The 16,198-nt window shown below is 67.3% G+C and carries 13 protein-coding genes and 3 pseudogenes; 10 read left to right on the forward strand and 6 right to left on the reverse strand.

Translation table 11 applies throughout. From position 1 onward, the window contains the following. The first annotated feature begins 858 nt into the window (after positions 1 to 858). Positions 859 to 1,419, forward strand: a complete 561-nt coding sequence (locus AC07FA_RS17465; RefSeq protein WP_479076392.1) for a GNAT family N-acetyltransferase — start codon at positions 859 to 861, stop codon at positions 1,417 to 1,419. 596 nt (positions 1,420 to 2,015) lie between these two features. On the opposite strand, the gene AC07FA_RS17470 is transcribed toward AC07FA_RS17465, so the two are convergent. Beyond that, positions 2,016 to 2,528, reverse strand: coding sequence for a hypothetical protein (locus AC07FA_RS17470; RefSeq protein WP_479076394.1), 513 nt, complete (start codon positions 2,526 to 2,528; stop codon positions 2,016 to 2,018). 291 nt (positions 2,529 to 2,819) lie between these two features. Here AC07FA_RS17470 and AC07FA_RS17475 point away from each other — a divergent pair, with 291 nt between their 5' ends. After that, entirely contained in the window at positions 2,820 to 3,272 is a 453-nt protein-coding gene (locus AC07FA_RS17475; protein ID WP_479076606.1) for a hypothetical protein, read from the forward strand. Beyond that, the gene (locus tag AC07FA_RS17480) at positions 3,247 to 3,813 is read left to right on the forward strand and encodes a hypothetical protein (RefSeq protein WP_479076395.1); all 567 of its coding nucleotides are present in this window, start codon (positions 3,247 to 3,249) and stop codon (positions 3,811 to 3,813) included. The genes AC07FA_RS17475 and AC07FA_RS17480 overlap by 26 nt, the downstream gene beginning before the upstream one ends. A 16-nt stretch (positions 3,814 to 3,829) precedes the next feature. On the opposite strand, the pseudogene AC07FA_RS17485 reads toward AC07FA_RS17480, so the two are convergent. Both AC07FA_RS17485 and AC07FA_RS17490 read right to left on the reverse strand, forming a co-directional pair. Beyond that, positions 3,830 to 3,922: pseudogene (locus tag AC07FA_RS17485) on the reverse strand (IS21-like element helper ATPase IstB); the annotation flags it as partial. Positions 3,923 to 4,612: 690 nt separating this feature from the next. Beyond that, positions 4,613 to 5,008 carry a RidA family protein gene (locus AC07FA_RS17490; RefSeq protein ID WP_479076396.1) on the reverse strand — a complete coding sequence of 132 codons (396 nt, stop codon included), beginning with the start codon at positions 5,006 to 5,008 and terminating at the stop codon, positions 4,613 to 4,615. A 148-nt stretch (positions 5,009 to 5,156) separates the two neighbouring features. On the opposite strand from AC07FA_RS17490, the pseudogene AC07FA_RS17495 reads away from it, so the two are divergent. Continuing rightward, positions 5,157 to 5,353 (forward strand): annotated as a pseudogene (locus tag AC07FA_RS17495) (HTH domain-containing protein); the annotation flags it as partial. 165 nt (positions 5,354 to 5,518) lie between these two features. Here AC07FA_RS17495 and AC07FA_RS17500 read toward each other — a convergent pair. Next, entirely contained in the window at positions 5,519 to 5,677 is a 159-nt protein-coding gene (locus AC07FA_RS17500; RefSeq protein WP_479076397.1) for a transposase family protein, read from the reverse strand. A 769-nt stretch (positions 5,678 to 6,446) separates the two neighbouring features. Here AC07FA_RS17500 and AC07FA_RS17505 point away from each other — a divergent pair. From AC07FA_RS17505 to AC07FA_RS17515, 3 genes are all read left to right on the forward strand, one after another. Continuing rightward, positions 6,447 to 8,078: an MFS transporter gene (locus AC07FA_RS17505; RefSeq protein WP_479076398.1), complete on the forward strand. Its 1,632-nt coding sequence runs from the start codon at positions 6,447 to 6,449 to the stop codon at positions 8,076 to 8,078. Beyond that, the gene (locus AC07FA_RS17510; protein ID WP_479076400.1) at positions 8,035 to 8,340 is read left to right on the forward strand and encodes a hypothetical protein; all 306 of its coding nucleotides are present in this window, start codon (positions 8,035 to 8,037) and stop codon (positions 8,338 to 8,340) included. The genes AC07FA_RS17505 and AC07FA_RS17510 overlap by 44 nt, the downstream gene beginning before the upstream one ends. A gap of 167 nt (positions 8,341 to 8,507) precedes the next feature. Further along, positions 8,508 to 9,410, forward strand: coding sequence for an SNF2-related protein (locus tag AC07FA_RS17515; protein ID WP_479076607.1), 903 nt, complete (start codon positions 8,508 to 8,510; stop codon positions 9,408 to 9,410). 242 nt (positions 9,411 to 9,652) lie between these two features. Here the strand turns inward: AC07FA_RS17515 and AC07FA_RS17520 are convergent, their stop codons facing one another. Then, entirely contained in the window at positions 9,653 to 10,264 is a 612-nt protein-coding gene (locus tag AC07FA_RS17520) for a dihydrofolate reductase family protein (RefSeq protein WP_479076401.1), read from the reverse strand. 130 nt (positions 10,265 to 10,394) lie between these two features. Next, entirely contained in the window at positions 10,395 to 10,703 is a 309-nt protein-coding gene (locus AC07FA_RS17525) for an immunity 53 family protein (protein ID WP_479076403.1), read from the reverse strand. A 68-nt stretch (positions 10,704 to 10,771) separates the two neighbouring features. Between AC07FA_RS17525 and AC07FA_RS17530 the strand changes: the two are divergent. The 3 genes and pseudogenes from AC07FA_RS17530 to AC07FA_RS17540 form a co-directional block, all read left to right on the forward strand. Further along, positions 10,772 to 11,491: pseudogene (locus AC07FA_RS17530) on the forward strand (helix-turn-helix domain-containing protein); the annotation flags it as partial. A 1,128-nt stretch (positions 11,492 to 12,619) separates the two neighbouring features. Continuing rightward, a complete protein-coding gene (locus AC07FA_RS17535) occupies positions 12,620 to 13,753 on the forward strand; it encodes a pentapeptide repeat-containing protein (RefSeq protein WP_479076405.1) in 1,134 nt (377 codons plus the stop codon). 266 nt (positions 13,754 to 14,019) lie between these two features. Beyond that, positions 14,020 to 15,189, forward strand: coding sequence for a serine hydrolase domain-containing protein (locus tag AC07FA_RS17540; RefSeq protein WP_479076609.1), 1,170 nt, complete (start codon positions 14,020 to 14,022; stop codon positions 15,187 to 15,189). Positions 15,190 to 16,198 lie beyond the last annotated feature (1,009 nt).

Consider the following 16,198-nt stretch of genomic DNA (forward strand, 5'->3'; position numbering starts at 1 on the left):
ACGCGCCCCGTGGTTGCAGGTACGAGAGCCCGCTTCGCGCTGTGGGCGAGACAGACTTGCGTCCATGATCTCGTAGCGAGTCGCCCGCGTAAGCACTACTGATCACGATGCGACAGCGCGGTGCGTGTACCCCTGAGACCTCGATGACGGCCAACCGGACCTGGACCACGTCGAGGCGTGGTGCCGTGGTCCAGGGGTGCCTGATCCGGGATGCAGTTGAGTGATGGGCTGAGTGCTGGGTTGCGGCAACCTGCTTGATCAGGCGTTACGGTTTCGCCAGACGACGGACCTTCGAGGTGGATCACCGAGCGCGATGCCGCCGCGGTTCCTTCAGCCACGTTGGTACCGGCTCGTCGTCGTGCACGTGCGCTTCCTGGGCCTTGCCCGCAGGGTCGATTCCATGGCGTGAGGCGCCTCCGGGCCGTCGCCGAAAGGGGCGAACGTGGCCTGACTCGGCACCGCCGGGCCAGGGGCGGGCCCGCCCGTGGCGCTCGACGCGGTACGCCTGCGACTACTGTCTGCCGATGGCGACCAAGGGTCGTGCCTCGTGATTGCAGGACGTCGAGGGTATCGAGTTCTGACTCGACTGAGTGGCCGCGAACATGGCACCTTTGCGCGTCGGCTGGGTGGGGTTCGCCATCACGAGGGTGGTCGTCCCGCGACGCGCCAATGGTCCTGATCGAGCCCCGCCCCGTGAACGCACCCCAGCGCGCCGCGCTGGTGAGGGCCGGAGCCCGCTTCGAACGAGGTCACTTCGTCGAACGCCTGATGCGCCAAGTGGCATGAACCACCCCCCTATCAGCCGCCCGCTGCGAATATTCGGTGGTGGCCCCGGCTGCCGGTGGTGAAGATCGCGGCATGCATATCTTCCTGGAGACCGAACGGCTCGTGCTGCGCCCGTTCACCGAGGCCGACGCCGACCACTTGCTCGCGCTGGACAGTGACCCCGATGTTATGCGCTTCATCAACGGCGGCCGGCCGACGAGCCGCGAGGTGATCCAGGCGCGGACATTGCCCAGGCTCCTTCACGTCTATCCGTGCATCGGGACCCGCGGCTACTGGGCGGCGGAGGAGAAAACCACCGGGGCCTTCCTGGGTTGGTTCGAGTTCCGCCCCCTGGACGAACACAGCTCCGCCGTGGTCGAACTCGGTTACCGGCTGAACAAGGCCGCCTGGGGGAGTGGATATGCAACGGAGGGCTCACAGGCCTTGATCCGCAAGGGATTTACGGACCTCGGGGTGGAGCGGGTGACCGCGAACACGATGACGGTCAACGCGGGATCCCGGCGTGTGATGGAGAAGTCGGGCCTGTCGTTCATCCGGACCTTCACAGGGGACTGGCCTGAGGCGATCGAGGGCTCCGAGCACGGCGAGGTGGAGTACGAGCTCACCCGAACCGAGTGGGAGCAGCACCCGTAGGGCACCAGCGCTTCCGCTCCACCGCCAGAGGCCTGGCTGCGTCAGTGACAACCGACTCCAGTGGTAGGTCAGTTCTGACTCCGTTCAGGGGCGTCCAGAGCAAGTTTTGAATGCGAGATATGACTCGATAGTCAGCGACTCCGTAGTGGACATTTAAGGCATCTCGGGTTTGTTGTCCTCCTCGCCACTGCGGGGAGACCGGGATTCCGTTGGCCGTGACGGTTTGAGGCGGCCTGGGCTCGGTGGTCCGAGGCGGCGCCGGTGGGCGCCGTATCCGGTGGGCGGTGGCCACCTGGAGTGGTCCTGGTTTTGGCGTGACGCGGCCCCGCCATGGCTATGTCGATGAGAACGGGGTCTGGTCCAACTTCTGTGGTGTGACCACTCCCTGTGACCGTGGGCCTTGCTGGTAGGTCCCGCGCGATGTGACCGAGCACTGTACCTGGCCCCGGTGGACAACTTCGATGCACAAACGGGGCCGAGGCCGGGCGCTCAAGGCGAGGAGGCCCAGGGGTCGTCCGACGGTTCGGGCTCTTCGGGGTAGAGCATGCAGCGAATACAGCGCCGCAGTCCCGGTTCACCGGATCCGGCGGCGGCGTTCATCCACGGCAGCGCGTCCATGGCATGCGCGCGTTCGTCTGGGGCGAAAGTATTGATGGTCTGGTGGAGGTCCTGGGGGCGGGTTCGTCCGTGAGGCAGAGCCAGCCGATCGCCGCAGCTAGGCGGACTTCGGGGGCCTCTGTCCAGTCTTGCCACCGCTCACGGAGCCACCAGACGGTCGGCGGGTGTGCGTGGGCCCGGGTGGTCTCCGAGGCGGCGAGGAGCAGGGCGGCACGGACTATGGCGTCATGCTCCGTGGCGAACCTGGTGGCGAGGTCGGTTCGGACGGTGTGATCGGGGTCGGCGGCGGTGGCCAGAGCGTAGGCGGCGTCGATGCGGATGATGGGGTCGGAGTCGTTGAGAAGGGGCAGGAGCACGGGTGCTTCGGCGGTGATTGCGGCTCGGGCGGCGGCCACCGACCAGCCTGCCGGGTAGCCGGTCACCTCGACGCCGTAGTCGTCGGGGGCGTGACGCCGAGGATCGGTGCGGTAGAGCAGCTCCGCTCTGTCCACCAGCGCCCGGCACATCTCGAACGCCGGATCGGTCCGCCAATCCCTCACACCTGCGGGCGGCGGACGTTCGTCGAGCAGGTTTCCGGCCTGACCCGTCGGTACAGCCAGCGGACCGAACGAATGCGGTCGGCGCTGGCCGAGGTCGGCCTCGCCCTGGCCGGTGGCGCCGGTGCCCGGCTGGCCGACGTCTTCGGGGCGAGGGTCAGCCGGAACACGGTCCTGCGGTTGGTCGACGCTCTCCCGGAGCCCAAGCCACAGGTTCCGCGTGTGGTCGGCGTCGACGAATACGCGATGCGCAAGGGCCGTATCTACGGGACCGTGCTGGTCGACGTCGAGACCCGCAGACCGGTGGACCGCTTGCCGGATCGCGAGGCAGGCACTGACGCGGCCTGGCGGGCCGAGCACCCGAGCATCGAGGTCGTCTGCCGCGACCGCGCCCCGTTCTTCGCCGAGGGCGCCAGCATCGGCGCGCCCACCGCGGTCCAGGTCGCCGACGATTCCACCTCTGGCGCAACCTCGGTGAAGCGGCCGAGCGGTGCATCTCCGGCCACAGCGCATGCCTCCGTGCGACCTTCGCCGAGTCGGCGCTGGAGAAGACTCCGGCTCCGGAACAGGCCGAGAGTGGGTCGCCAGAGCCAGCCCCGCCAGGTAGGTCGTGGCTCTTTGCTGGGAGAATCAGCCGATTCGAATGCAGCGAGCGAGATGACGGGAGGAGCGAGTGACTGCTCAGCAGCCCTTGCATGAGGTTTCGGCGACGGTGGCCACGGACGCGGGAATGCTCGTCTTGTGGGATCCGCAGCGGTTCCAGGCTGTCGTCGATTACGACACCTGGGAGGACGAGCTCCTGGAGGACGAGGACATCGCCGGCCATATCCAGGCGGGTGCTCTTGTTCCGCTCAACGTCGGCGGAGATGGCGCGTTCGGTGTTCTGGTCCGTGCGGGCACTGCGGCCGCGCCGGCCAAGTTGACCGGGCGGGAGACAGCCCACCAGTTGGTTGCTTCTCAGCCTTACCTTTTCGTCTCCCGCGGTCGTGCACTCGTGGGTGGCATCGAAAACGTCGGTGCTGACGTCTCGGATGGCGTGCTTGAGTACCCCGTTCCCGAGGGCAACTGTGCCGTGGTTGTCCACCTGCTCGACTGGCAGGCTGAGGCTGGCAGCCAGGACAAGGCGGGACGGCCTGTTCCGGGAGCCCTGCCGGACTTTGTGGTGCTGATCAACCCCGCTCAGCCCGGTCACGGAACCTTCCGCACTGCGGTGAATACGTTCGAGGCCCCAAACGGCTGACGCTGGCGGTCCTGGTTCAGATGGCCTTGAACCGCTGCTGGGCCTTGGTGTGGGCGACGCGGTAGGAGTCGGTGCCGGTCTCGATGATGTTGCCGCCGAAGGTGAGGCGTAGAAAACTTCTTCCGCCCCCTACTCGTCCAGCAGTCGGTGGAAAGTCCGCGTGAGCGTGTGCCGCTGCTTGCGCGGAGCATCCAGACCCGCCCGCAGCATCCCGTCAATGGCCAGCTTGTACGGATCAAGACGTGACCCCCGCGGCGGCATCCGCTTACGAGCCGTCGGCAACGCCGACTCCACTGCGAGAGCCACCGTGCGCCGCCCCACCGAGTACTTCAACGCCAGAGCGCGACTCGACAGACCCGCCTCCCGCGCATCACGACGGATCGCGGTATACAACGCGACCTTGGAGCAGGGCACTGCAGTCCCCTCACGCTCGCTAGCACCCCGATCCTTCCACCACCAGCCCTCTACTGGAGCCAAAACTCACCAACACGAACTCCACCCACACCAAGTGGAGTCAGAAGCCCCCTTTCGGGTGGAGTCACTTGTCGTCTATAGAGCCAGTCGCCCTCAGTCGACCCACAACTCTTGACAATTTCTCGTCTCGGCTTGCTGGAAATCGCAGATCAGCGGACTCACCTTGCGAGCGACGGGAGTCGGTTCTGTCTATCCGCTTCGGCGGGGTGGGATCGCGGCTTCGCAGGTATTACCTGGGCTAGGGGTACGCATAGTCACCGGACATCACCGCTTGGCTGCTACTCGCGCCGACCGGCGCGAGTAGCAGCCAAGCGGTGATTTCGCATCACGCGACGGCGGTCCCCTCAAGCTCGATCATCTGGCCGGGGATCGCCAGCCGCATCACCCCGAGCATCGTGGTGGTCGGCGCCACCCCGGCGGCGCCCAACCGCCCCGCCAGCTCGCCGTAGTGCTGGAAAAGCAGATCGACGTCGGTCGTGTAGACGTTGAGTCGGACGAGGTTCTCGAGAGACATGCCGGCCTCGCCAAGCACGGCCTCCAGGTTGTCGATGCTCAGCGCCAACTGCGCCGCCATGTCACCGTCATGCTGTGGCTTGCCGTCGCCGCTCATCGCGGTCTGCCCTGAGATGTACAGGGTCCGGGTCTGGCCGGAGACGACCTCCCCCTGGTTGAACCCCATCTCCACCGACCACGTCACCGGGTTGACCGCCGTTCGTTCCATTGCCACGTCAGCTCCATTCAGTTCAGTTCATTTCATGGGGAGTACGTACACGGCCATCGGCTCGGCAGCTGCCAGCTTCGACGTCGTGTTGAAGAGCCTCGCCACAAAACACGACACCCTTAGTCGTGTATTTCGATGAGGTTCTCGTATGGGCGCCGACCGGTGGGACTTGCTGGTGGTGCTGCGTCAGCGCGGTCGGCTGACTGCGGGCACGCTGGCCCGTGAGCTGGAGGTATCCACCCGCACCGGGCTGTGCCACATCGAGGTGCTGTCCGCGGGAGGCGTCCCGGGTTACGCCGCACACGGTGCCGGCACGGCGGTTTCGCGCTGCCGCCCGGTTTACGCCTGCTTCGGCTATGCGGAGGGTGGTTGACGCCTTAGCTGTGTGTCATGTCTCCGCTATGTGCCTGCAGGCCAGATGCCGTGGTGTCGCGGGGTGGGCTTGTTCGATTTGGTCGTCGCACGTGATCAGGGTTAGTTGCCAGCCACGAGATCTGGCGTGGTTCGCTCCTACTGGTCGTCGGGGGTGTTGCCGAGGAGCTCCCTGATCGCTGCGAAGCTCCTCGCCCCACTCGCTCCACTCGCCACGGCCGAGCAGGCGATCAGCAGCACCGCCACGAAGGGGTGACGCCTTCCGCGTCGGCGCCGCGGATCGGCCAGCGTGGCCAACCGCTCGGCGGGTGGGTGACCAGAACGGCTACGACATCCCCCTTCCGTACGCCGTTGTCATGCAGCGTCTGGAATATCTCGAGGAAGGCGGAACGGTTCAGTTCGACACCTGATACCACCTGACCGCGCCAGCTCGCGGAATCGGACGGTCCGAATCCAATGAGCGCACCGAGGGATTGTCCGAGACGTAATGGTCGCTTTCGCTCCGCCAGTGGCCCTATAGGGTCATCCCCTGTCTCTCCATGGAAACCCCGCCGACTTCCGTTCCGCTGACCCGGGTGAATTTCAACCCTCCCATACGGAAGATATGCGGGGAAGGGCGTTCGGCCCGCTGAATCGGCAGGGCGAAATGGCCATCCGCACGGGGGTACCCGTCTGGGGGCTCAACGGCGCCCGAGGCCCCAGGACTCCCACCAGGACAGGCTCCCGGAGCAGGCGCACCGCCGGGGCGCCCGCTCCTGAGTCCCGCCTCTGTGCCCGGAACGGAGCACGGGGCAGGACAGGGGCAGAACGCAACGTGGGGCACGGAATTCTCGCGAGGTCAAACGTCAGGCTCAGAAATTGACAGAGCACTTGTCGGCATGCCCCCGAGAGCGCACCAAATCGCCGACCCGGTCACATCTTCAAGAATTGACAGAATGCTAAATGGTATGCCCTCGGGTGCACCGGAAAATCGCCCACTGTTATCGGTCGCCAGGGAATTGACACCCGCCTGATGGTTGCTTACGGTCCGCTCATCAGGTTTTCCAGATCGAATCCGAAGGTATTCATGACTACATCCTCGTTGCCGAAGTCCAGGCAGCAGTTGATTCTTGCCGTTCTCATGGTGTGTTCACTGCTGATCTGGCTGGACAACACCGTCCTGAGTACCACCCTGGAGACCCTCGCGGACCCGGTCCGTGGGCTGAACGCCAGCCCGGCCGAGCTGCAGTGGGCCACCGGCTCGTACACGCTGGCCTTCGCCACCTTGATGTTCACCGCGGGCGCGCTGGGCGACCGCTTCGGTCACCGGACGGTGCTCGCAACAGGCCTGGTGGTCTTCGCCGCGTCCTCGGTGTGGGCGGCGTTCGCGGGCGACGCGGGTCAGCTGATCGCCGCCCGGGCCGCGATGGGCGTCGGCGCCGCGCTGATCATGCCCGGCAACCTGGCCATCCTCATGTGGACATTCACCGGCCCGGCGCGATCGACCGCGATCGCCATCTCCTCGACCTCAGCCGGCGTCGGCATGGCCGTGGGCCCGGTGCTCGCCGGAGTGCTGCTCGACCACTTCTGGTGGGGCTCGGTCTTCCTGGTCAACGTCCCAGTCGTGGCCCTCGCGCTGATCGGCATCGTCCTGTTGGTCCCGAACTTCCGCAGCCCCGTCGTGCGACCGCTGGACCCGGCCGGAATGCTGCTGTCGATCAGCGGCCTCGCGGCGCTCGCCTATGGACTGATCCGCACGGGGCAGGTAGCGGCCTGGGGCCGTACGGACGTCTGGGCGCCGATCGTCGTCGGACTGATCCTGCTGGCCGTGTTCGTCCGCGTCGAACTGCGCAGCAAGATGCCGAGCTTCGACCCCCGCCTTCTCGCCCAGCGCGCGTTCGGTGGCGGCAACGTAGCCCTCGGACTGCTTCTGTTCGCCATTTCCGCCGTCACCTTCTACAACGCGTTCTACCTGCAGGGCGCCCGCGGCTTCTCGCCGATCGAGGCGGGTTTGGCCAGCCTCCCGACCGCGCTCGGCGCGGTTCTGGGGGCGTCCGTGGGCGCGCGCTTGGTACTTCGCTGGTCGCTGCGGCTCGTCGCCGTGCCGGCCCTCACCGTCGCGGCGCTGACCATGGGTGCGTACGGGCTTTTCGGGCTGAGCACTCCCGTCATCTGGATCGAGGTCCTGCTGCTGGTCCAGGGCCTGTCCATCGGCATGGTGATCGGCCCGGTGACTGCGGCGCTGATCAGCACCCTGCCTTTGGAACGCGCCGGCGCCGGGTCGGCCGTCACCAACACCGTGCGCCAGACCGGCAGCGTGATCGGGATCGCCGTCGGCGGCACGATCATGTCGATCGTGTACCGGCGCGCGATCGAACCCTCGCTGGACGGTGTCCCCGGACCGGTGCGGGACCAGGCGCGGGTCTCCGCCGAACAGGCCCGGCACGTCGCCACCACGTCCCACCTGCCCGCGCTCGGGCGCGCCGCCGATGACGCGTTCGTCCACGCCATGCACGTCGGTGCAATCTGGATCATGCTCATCACGCTCTTCGGCGCGGCTGTACTACTGCTGGCCCTGCGCGCGGTCCGCAAGCCCGCGGCTGCCGGGGGCGAGCCGGACCCCGCGCAGGAAGACGGCCCGACGACGGACGAGGCGGCCCCTCGGGCCGGGGCCGATGCCCGGCCCGCCCGCGTGGGCGACGACGCGGGCACCCGCTGACGCCCTGGGAACCAGGCAGGAACTCCCCGAGGCGCTGTCGGACAGTCCGGCCACCTACCTGCCCGACCGGCACACATTCGCCCTGTGGACCCGGGCCGACGGCGCCGTAGGGGCGGCCCCGCCGGTCGGCGACGCCGAGACCGTTCCCCTGGTCGTGCCGGCGCCGGACCTCGGCAGGCTCAAGGTGTCCGACGTCGGCTGCGTGCTCATCGAGCGGGACCGGCACGTGGCCATACCCTCGACCCGCCCGGCCCGTCGGTGAAGGTCTGGCGGTCGTGGATCGCGGGCGGCGAGTCGGCTCTGCCGACCGCCGCCCACGCGGTCCCCGATGCCACAGGTGTCGCGGCGAGATCGCGCGGTTCGCACCCGGACCGCGGACCACGATCTGGCGCGGCGGGCCGCTGCCCGAGGTGGACAGCGCCACGGGTGGTGCTCACCGGCTACCCCACGCTGCGCATCAACAGCCCGGCACTGGCGGGGATCCAGTGGAGCACTGCGGTCTGCGACGAGGCGCAGGTCCTGAAGATTTTCCGTACGCAGGTGTCGAAGGCCGCGCGCACCATCGCGGCCGACGCGCGGATCGCCCTGCCCGGAACGCCCGTCGAGAATCACCTCGACGAGCTGTGGGCCCTGCTCAATCTGGTCGCACCGCACCTGTTCGCGCACCGGACGCGGTTCCGCCGTTGCGCTCATCGACGAGGCGGAACTGCCCCCGCTTCGTCCGGAGCCGCTTCACAATCGCGTACTGAAACCGATGCCGCAGCTGTCAGAGGCTCTGGCAGCGCGGTGCCCGCCGGTACTGACCGGGCGCGGACACGGACACGTTCGGGACCCTCATCAGGTGCTGTCGCTCTGGAGGTGGGAGCCGGAGTCCCACCGCGCCTGCAGTGCGTCGGCCGGACGCGGTCTCCACTGGACGACCTCATGCACGACGCGGACGGCAAGACGGTGCCGGGAAGGTTCCGCTTCCGCGCGTCCCGAGGGATGGTCAAGAACGAGGCCATCCAGCATGACGGCAGTCCGCTGCTGCTCCGAGTGGGGGAGTCAGTCCTCGCCCCGGTATGTGGCGGACCGAGCCTGGAGGACAACCAGGGCGCGGATTCGCGCCTCGTTGTTGCAACGACGGCCGTACGGGCCGCGACTCGCGCCCCGCGTCGTCGTCACCATGGACGGATAGCTGTCCCGCTCACCTCGATACTTGCAGGAGTGGGTGTGCGGCTGGGGGAGGTGACCACCCGCGCCGACTCCTCACACCGCCCGTGCGTGCTCGTCCCCGCACGCATCGGCCGACGCCGCCGAAGGCTCCTGAGCCGTGGCCGAAGAGGCAGGTGAGGCTGCTCCGCCTCGGCGCGGGCCTACCCGTGTTCGTACGATGCCGACTTGCGAGGAACCTGTCACGCCGCGCCTGGATTGAGCTGCGCAGCCCGGGGAGGCGCTGTGCGCCGGGGCGGTGGACAATCCGAGGTTCACCGCGGCCGCCTCGGCACACGGCGGTCGAAGCGGTCGAACCGTTGCCGCCCCGTCACCTGCTCCCCGAGGGACGGGATCATCGGGATCGGTTCGGCCCGGAGTGCCTACGCATCGGCCCCGTACGTCCCGTACTCCGGAAGTCCTGTCGATTCGTATACGTGGATCGCCAGTCCACCAGGCGTCGTCTCGTTGTTCAGGAGTCGCAGGCCGGCCGGGGCGCCGCCGTCCGGGAAGAGACGGCGCCCCTTGCCCACGACCACTGGAGCGATCACGAGGCGCAGTTCGTCGATCAGCCCGGCAGCCAGCAGGGACTGGGCCAGCCGGGCGCTGCCGTGGATCTGCAGTTCGCGGCCGGGCCGCCGCTTCAGTTCGGCGACCTGGGCAGGGATATCGCCGGACAGGATCGTGGTCGGGTTCCATTCGGCCCTGACCAGGCTGTGAGAGGCGACGTACTTCGGCAGGCCGTTCATGGTGTTGGCGAACGGGTGCTCGGTCATCTTCGGCCAGTCCCGAGCGAAGTTGACGTAGGTACGGCGGCCGAACAGGAACGCATCCGCCACTCCGAGCCAAGTGCCGACCCGCCGTTCGAACTCCTCGTCCATGTGCGGCACGAACCAGCCACCCTGGGTGAACCCGTCGGTGGTGTCCTCCTCCGGGGACCCCGGGCCCTGGCAGACGCCGTCCAGCGACAGGAATTCCTGCAGTACCAATCTCATCTCGCACCACTCTCTCTTGGGCGGGGGACGGCTTTCCACGTGCCGGGTCCGGGGTCTGGAAGGATTTTTGAGGCATTAGTGCCGTGACCGCATAGGTTCACCGGCTTGGTGTCTCCGGCCGTGTATCCGCTCAGGAGGCTGTCGTTGTTGCCCAGGTTCGGAACAGGATGAGGGCCTCGGTGAGGTTTCCGGGACCGCACGCGGCGTGGAAGGTCTTGTCAGCGGTCCACGTATGGACCCAGTCCTGCGCGGTGCGGTCGATGTCCTGGAGGGCGTATTCGCGTTCTTCCAGGTCCGTGTCCTCGAGATCGATCTCGATGGTCCAGCCGGGGTTGTCGAGCGTGGCGATCTTCACGCCCCACGCGTGCTCCCAGTCGCCGTCGCACTGCTGCGCGTACCAATTCTGCAGCCAGTCGAGAAGGGGCTCCGAATCGTTCATGGCAGGAGATGCTAAGCGAGTCGCGCGCCGGGTTCGAGCGTGACTGATCGGTCCTGCGGGGAGAAGCGATGGCGGAACTGGTACGAGTACGCAGACTGACCGACCAGGAGGGTCAACGACTGCAGCACATCGTGCGCCGGGGTAGCACCAGTCCGGTGCGCTACCGCCGCGCGATGATGCTGCTGGCGTCGGCCGGCGGGAACCGGGTGCCCGTCATCTCCCAGCTCGTGGCGGCCGGCGAGGACACCGTGCGCGATGTCATCCACTGCTTCAACGAGATCGGCCTAGCTTGCCGGGACCCTCAGTGGGCGGGAGGCCGTCCCCGCCTGCTCAGCGCTGAGGACGACGACTTCGTCATCGCGACGGCCACCACCCGCCCGGTCAGACTCGGCCAGCCCTTCACCCGCTGGTCGATCCGCAAACTCGCCGTCTACCTGCGCAAAGTCCAGGGTCGGATGATTCGCATCGGCCGTGAGGCCCTGCGCTGCCTCCTCGCCCGGCGCGGCGTTACCTTCCAGCGGACCAAGACCTGGAAGGAATCCAGCGACCCGCAACGAGACGCCAAACTGGACCGCATCGAGCACGTCCTGGAGCACGTACCCGACCGTGATTTCGCCTTTGACGAGTTCGGACCGCTCGGCATCCGCCCCACCGCGGGATCCTGCTGGGCACCGCGGAACCGGCCCCACCGGATCCCGGCGACCTACCACCGCACCCACGGCGTCACCTACTTCCACGGCTGCTACTCCATCGGCGACGACACCTGGCGCGGTGCACCCCGATTCCGCCCCCCTGGACGCACCCCCGGGCACTGTTGCGGACGCGGCTGCCGTCCTGCAGGACGCCTTGGAAGCGGTGGTGCGGGAGAGGTGCTCGGGCGCGCGATGCGGAAGGAGACCCGCGGCGGCGATACGACCACCGGTCCGCTGGCATACCTCTTCGGTCCGGGGAGCCACGACGAGCACACTGAACACTGACCCCCACCTTGTCGGCGGCCGGGACCCCGGAGTGGCACGTCTCGGTCCGTAACGCGCAGGGCGACCGCGCCCTGTCGGACGCGGAGTGTGCGCAGGTCATGGCCGAGATGGTCAACATCGCGGGCATCGCCGGCACGGCGACGACGAGCGGGCGTGCTGGTAGGTGGCGGTACGTCACGCACCCGACCGCATCCACCTCCTGGCGACCCTCGCCCGCCACGACGGCCGCCACCCAGCCTGCGCGGCGACATCCGCGATGCGCACGGCCGCCCGCGGTTTCGAGGCCCGGCGGTCACTGGTGGCGATGTCGCCCTTGGACCGCACCGCCCGCCGCTGGCCGGCCACCGGCGAAGCGGAGAAAGCAGCCCGCCGCGGCCTGACCGAGAGCGCCTGCGAGTCTCTCCAGCGCACCGTGCGCGAGGCCGTCGCGCACGCTACGGGCAACATCGATTTCCTGAACCGGCTGCGCGACGGGGGAGTAGGGGCGCGCGGGGGACTCAACGGCCACGGCACCGTGGTCGGGTATGTGGTCGCGTTGCCCGGAGACGGCGCCGAGCGGTTTCACGCCCGGTGTGGGTCTACGGTTCGACGTCGGCCTACGACCTCTCACTGCCCCGGGTCCGCTATCCCTTCGACGTGTCTCAGCCGAGGCCAACAGGGGATGGTTCATGATCTTGGCTTCTGTCCGCCTGTCTGCCTGTCTGCCTGTCCGCCTGTCCGTACCGTCTGAGCCGCCATCTGCCTCGATCGGGTGCCTCGACGGTGTGGCGTCAGCCCGTTTCGGGATCCGTCGATTGCCATGGACCGGTGAGGGGAACTACGCGTCGTCGATGGCTGAATCGGATCGCGTACAGGCGCGAGGCCAGACAGAGGCGCCGCCGGCGCGGAGCGGGTGTGCACGATGCCCGCGGTTCGGGATGGTCTCAATGGATTGTGCTCATGGCGGCCACACTGCCCGGCCTGGCCGCAGTGTTGGCACTGCTGTTCACGTGGAGAGAGGTACGAGTCGCCGAACAGGGACAACTCACGAGTCGTTTCAACGATGCGATCACCAACCTCGGGTCGCAGTCGTTGGACGTGCGCTTCGGGGGGATCTATGCGCTGGAGCGCATCATGCAGGACTCACCTCGCGATCAGTCCCGGATCGTCTCGGTCCTCTCGGCGTACGTACGACGCCACGCAGCCCTTCCGGTCACCGGCTTCGCGAAGGAGCCCAAGGACATGGAGGAGGCACTAAAAATCCGCCCGTCCACTGATGTGGCGGCTGTGATGAACGTGCTGGCCCACCGCCCTCCTCGCCACGACCGGGGTGCTCTGCTCGACTGGAATCGGACAGACCTCCGGGGTCTGTGGTTGTCCACCTGGGACGTCAGAGACATCGCAAAGATCCCCGAGGGCGGCGAATTACCCAGCACGCGTTCCCCATTCAGCTACGCGAACATGGAGGGTGCAGACCTGCGACATGCAACGTTTTCCGGAGTGGACCTGCGGAGCGCATTCGTCAGCGAGGCCAACCTGAGCGGAGCACAATTGCTGCGCACAGACCTCAGCGATGCCCAGCTGAACGGAACAGACCTGACCCGCGCGAATATTCTTGAGACGGATCTGACCGGTGCGGATCTCAGCAGCGGGATCCTGCGCGAGGCGGTACTGGGGGCACCGGACGCGCCGATCCCCACCGAACCGTCAAATCTGGCCGATGCGGTGCTCTGGGATGCGGATCTCACAGGCACAAGTCTGGCCGGATGCAACCTCGCACGGGCGATCCTGGTTGATGCCAACCTCACGGGTGCGTCCCTGGCCGGGGCTCATCTTCACGGCGCGAAGTTCAGCGCTGCCGACAAGTCGCTGCAAGCCAAGATCCTCTCTGGCACCGTTACGGAAAGCGCGAACTTGACGAACGCTGACTTGGCCGGCGCCGATTTGACGGACGCTGACCTGCGCGGTGTGAACCTGACCGGAGCAGACCTCACCAATGCTGACCTGCGGGGCGCACAGCTGGCCGGAGCCAAGCTCACCCGGGCCAAGACCAACGGGGCGCGCGGACTGCCGCCCTCCTCCGCCACGGGTTGATCTGGCAATCCGCAGCAGACCACACACCAGGATTTGGCTGGGGGGGTAGGCGGTCAGGGCGAAGATGAGGGGTTTCGGCGAGGTGATATGGGCGGCAGTGGCCGTGGGGTCGTGGGTACGCATCAGGGAAGCGGAAGCTCTGCGCGGGCATCGGCGGCGCCCGCGTACCTCTCGGCTGGTTGGAGCAGAGCGGCGCGCAGGTTGCTGACCGACGGGTAAAGCTGGACGTCCCACCGCGCTCACGTCTCAGGAGTCCTTCAGTGCTCATTCCCCGCTCCCCGAAGGCCCGCCTCCCCCTTGTCGCTCTGCTGGCCGCTGCCTGCATGGCCGGGCTGGTGTATGGCCCGGCCGCCCAAGCCGCAGATGTCCCCGCCGACGACAACCGCGCACTGCGACGGCAGTTGCAGGAACTGACCACCGCGCCCGGCGGACCGCCCGGAGCGATTGCCGTCCTCAAGCGCGAGTCCCGCACTGAGGTCTACCGGGCCGGCGTTGCCGAGACCGGCACCGGCCGCCCGATCAAGGTCACCGACCACATGCGCATCGCCAGTACGGCCAAGGCGTACAGCGGCGCGGTCTCCCTCCAGCTTGTCGACCGCGGGAAGCTGCGTCTGAACGACACCATCGGCAAGGTGCTTCCCCGGCTGCCGCGTGCATGGCATCGGGTGACGCTGCGGCAGCTCCTGAACCACACCAGCGGACTGCCGGACTACACCGCGGACCCGGAGTTCCTGGCCCTGGTGACCGAGAACCCGCGCCACCACTTCGACTCCCGCCGACTGCTGGACTTCGTGGCCGACGAGCCGTTGGGGTTCCGTCCGGGGGCGCGATACACCTACTCCAACTCCGACAACATCGCCGTGGCTCTGATGGCGGAGGCGGTGACAGGCTGCCGCTACGAAGATCTGCTCGCCCAGCTCGTGTACCGCCCCTTGGATCTGCGCAGCACCAGCCTGCCGCAGGGCTACCGGATGCCCGAGCCCTACATGCACGGCTACGACGTCGCCCCGCCGAACCCGCCCGAGGACATCAGCGAGGTACTGAGTGCGTCGGGCGTGTGGGCATCGGGCGGGATCATCTCGACTCCGAAGGACATGACGGCCTTCATCCGCGGCTACGCCGGCGGAAGGCTGATCTCCGACCGGACACGTCGTCAGCAGCTGAGCTGGGTGAATGGTGCATCCGAACCCGCGGGTCCCGGCAAGAACAAAGCCGGTCTGGCTATCTTCCGGTACACCACCCGCTGCGGCGTGGTGTACGGCCACACGGGCAACTTCCCCGGCTACACGCAGCTGGTCGCAGCCACCCCGGACGGCAAGAGGTCGCTGACCGTCTCCCTCACCACCCAGGTCAACAAGACGAACAAGCCGGAACTGCTGGAGCGGCTGCGGACCGTGGAGGAGAACTTCGTCTGCGCGCTGTTGCGCAAGCGGTAGGCAGCACACGGGTGCCCGAACCGGTCCTCCGGCGGACGGCATCGTGCAGAGAGCGCACCGAGCCCAGTCATCACGCGGCGGCGCCAGCCCGTCACCACGATGTAGTCCCACCCCGCCACTGCTGCCGCCTGGGCCACGGCACCGAACTTCGGAGCGTCGCGCTGCTTGATTTCAGGTGCGCTGGCTGCAGGTCCACCAAGAGCGCACCCCCAGAGGTCAGAACCAAGAAGTCAGGGAAGTCAGGGGTGTGTTCAGCCTCCTCGTCCGCAGTGGTGAACCAGAGCGTCGAGGCTCGGCGAGACTGCCTCGCGCGCTCGCGCGAAGTGGTGTGCTGCGCCGAGCCGTACCTGCGTCTTCCTGGAAGTCGGTGCCCGACCATCCCGCGCGTGGCAGGGAAAACGGCGGTATGGAATTGCGTGACGTGTTTCAGCAGCGGCCAGTTGCGGTCGACCCAGCTCACACCACACCCATGCTCGGAGCTTTTCGAAGTGTGCTCCAGCGCTGTACAGCAGGAGCCTATCGCCGGGATGCGCTCACAGCCTGGCTCTCCACACGTCGGGGCGCGGGGGAGCCAACGAACAGCCCACCGTCGCCTTAAGACATAACGGCTCCTATGCAATCTTTGATGCTCTGCCACCCTCATGACCGCTCTCGCCCAGACCGTTGTCCCCCTACGTCAGGCCAGCTCAACGACAGGATGGAAAGGGCTCACTCTCAGCCTCATCCAACAGACCCGACTCCACGGCCGTCGTCATGGTCACGTGCGCTCCTTGGGCGGAGCGCACAATCGGGTGAAGGCCGCCCGCATGTCCGCTGAACTGCGTCAACTCGGCGCAGGTTCATAGGCCGTTCGACACCGGGACGATAAACGACAAGCTCAGGCGTTCCAGCAGCTGGGCGCCCTGTGGGGAACTGCTTTGGGGTGCGAGTTCCTTGGTCATCCGAATGGAGTCCGGGGCCTCCCCGCCTTGCGGCGCCCGCTCGACCTGGTTGATGCAGAGCGTGGTGT

It is taken from the genome of Streptomyces sp. NPDC045968 (assembly GCF_056430475.1).

Bases quoted from the DNA above. Each gene is read 5' to 3' on its own strand.
- AC07FA_RS17465 (WP_479076392.1), top strand. From the start codon at position 859: ATGCATATCTTCCTGGAGACCGAACGGCTCGTGCTGCGCCCGTTCACC.
- AC07FA_RS17475 (WP_479076606.1), top strand. From the start codon at position 2,820: ATGCGCAAGGGCCGTATCTACGGGACCGTGCTGGTCGACGTCGAGACC.
- AC07FA_RS17490 (WP_479076396.1), bottom strand. From the start codon at position 5,008: ATGGAACGAACGGCGGTCAACCCGGTGACGTGGTCGGTGGAGATGGGG.
- AC07FA_RS17505 (WP_479076398.1), top strand. From the start codon at position 6,447: ATGACTACATCCTCGTTGCCGAAGTCCAGGCAGCAGTTGATTCTTGCC.
- AC07FA_RS17510 (WP_479076400.1), top strand. From the start codon at position 8,035: ATGCCCGGCCCGCCCGCGTGGGCGACGACGCGGGCACCCGCTGACGCC.
- AC07FA_RS17520 (WP_479076401.1), bottom strand. From the start codon at position 10,264: ATGAGATTGGTACTGCAGGAATTCCTGTCGCTGGACGGCGTCTGCCAG.
- AC07FA_RS17525 (WP_479076403.1), bottom strand. From the start codon at position 10,703: ATGAACGATTCGGAGCCCCTTCTCGACTGGCTGCAGAATTGGTACGCG.
- AC07FA_RS17535 (WP_479076405.1), top strand. From the start codon at position 12,620: ATGGCGGCCACACTGCCCGGCCTGGCCGCAGTGTTGGCACTGCTGTTC.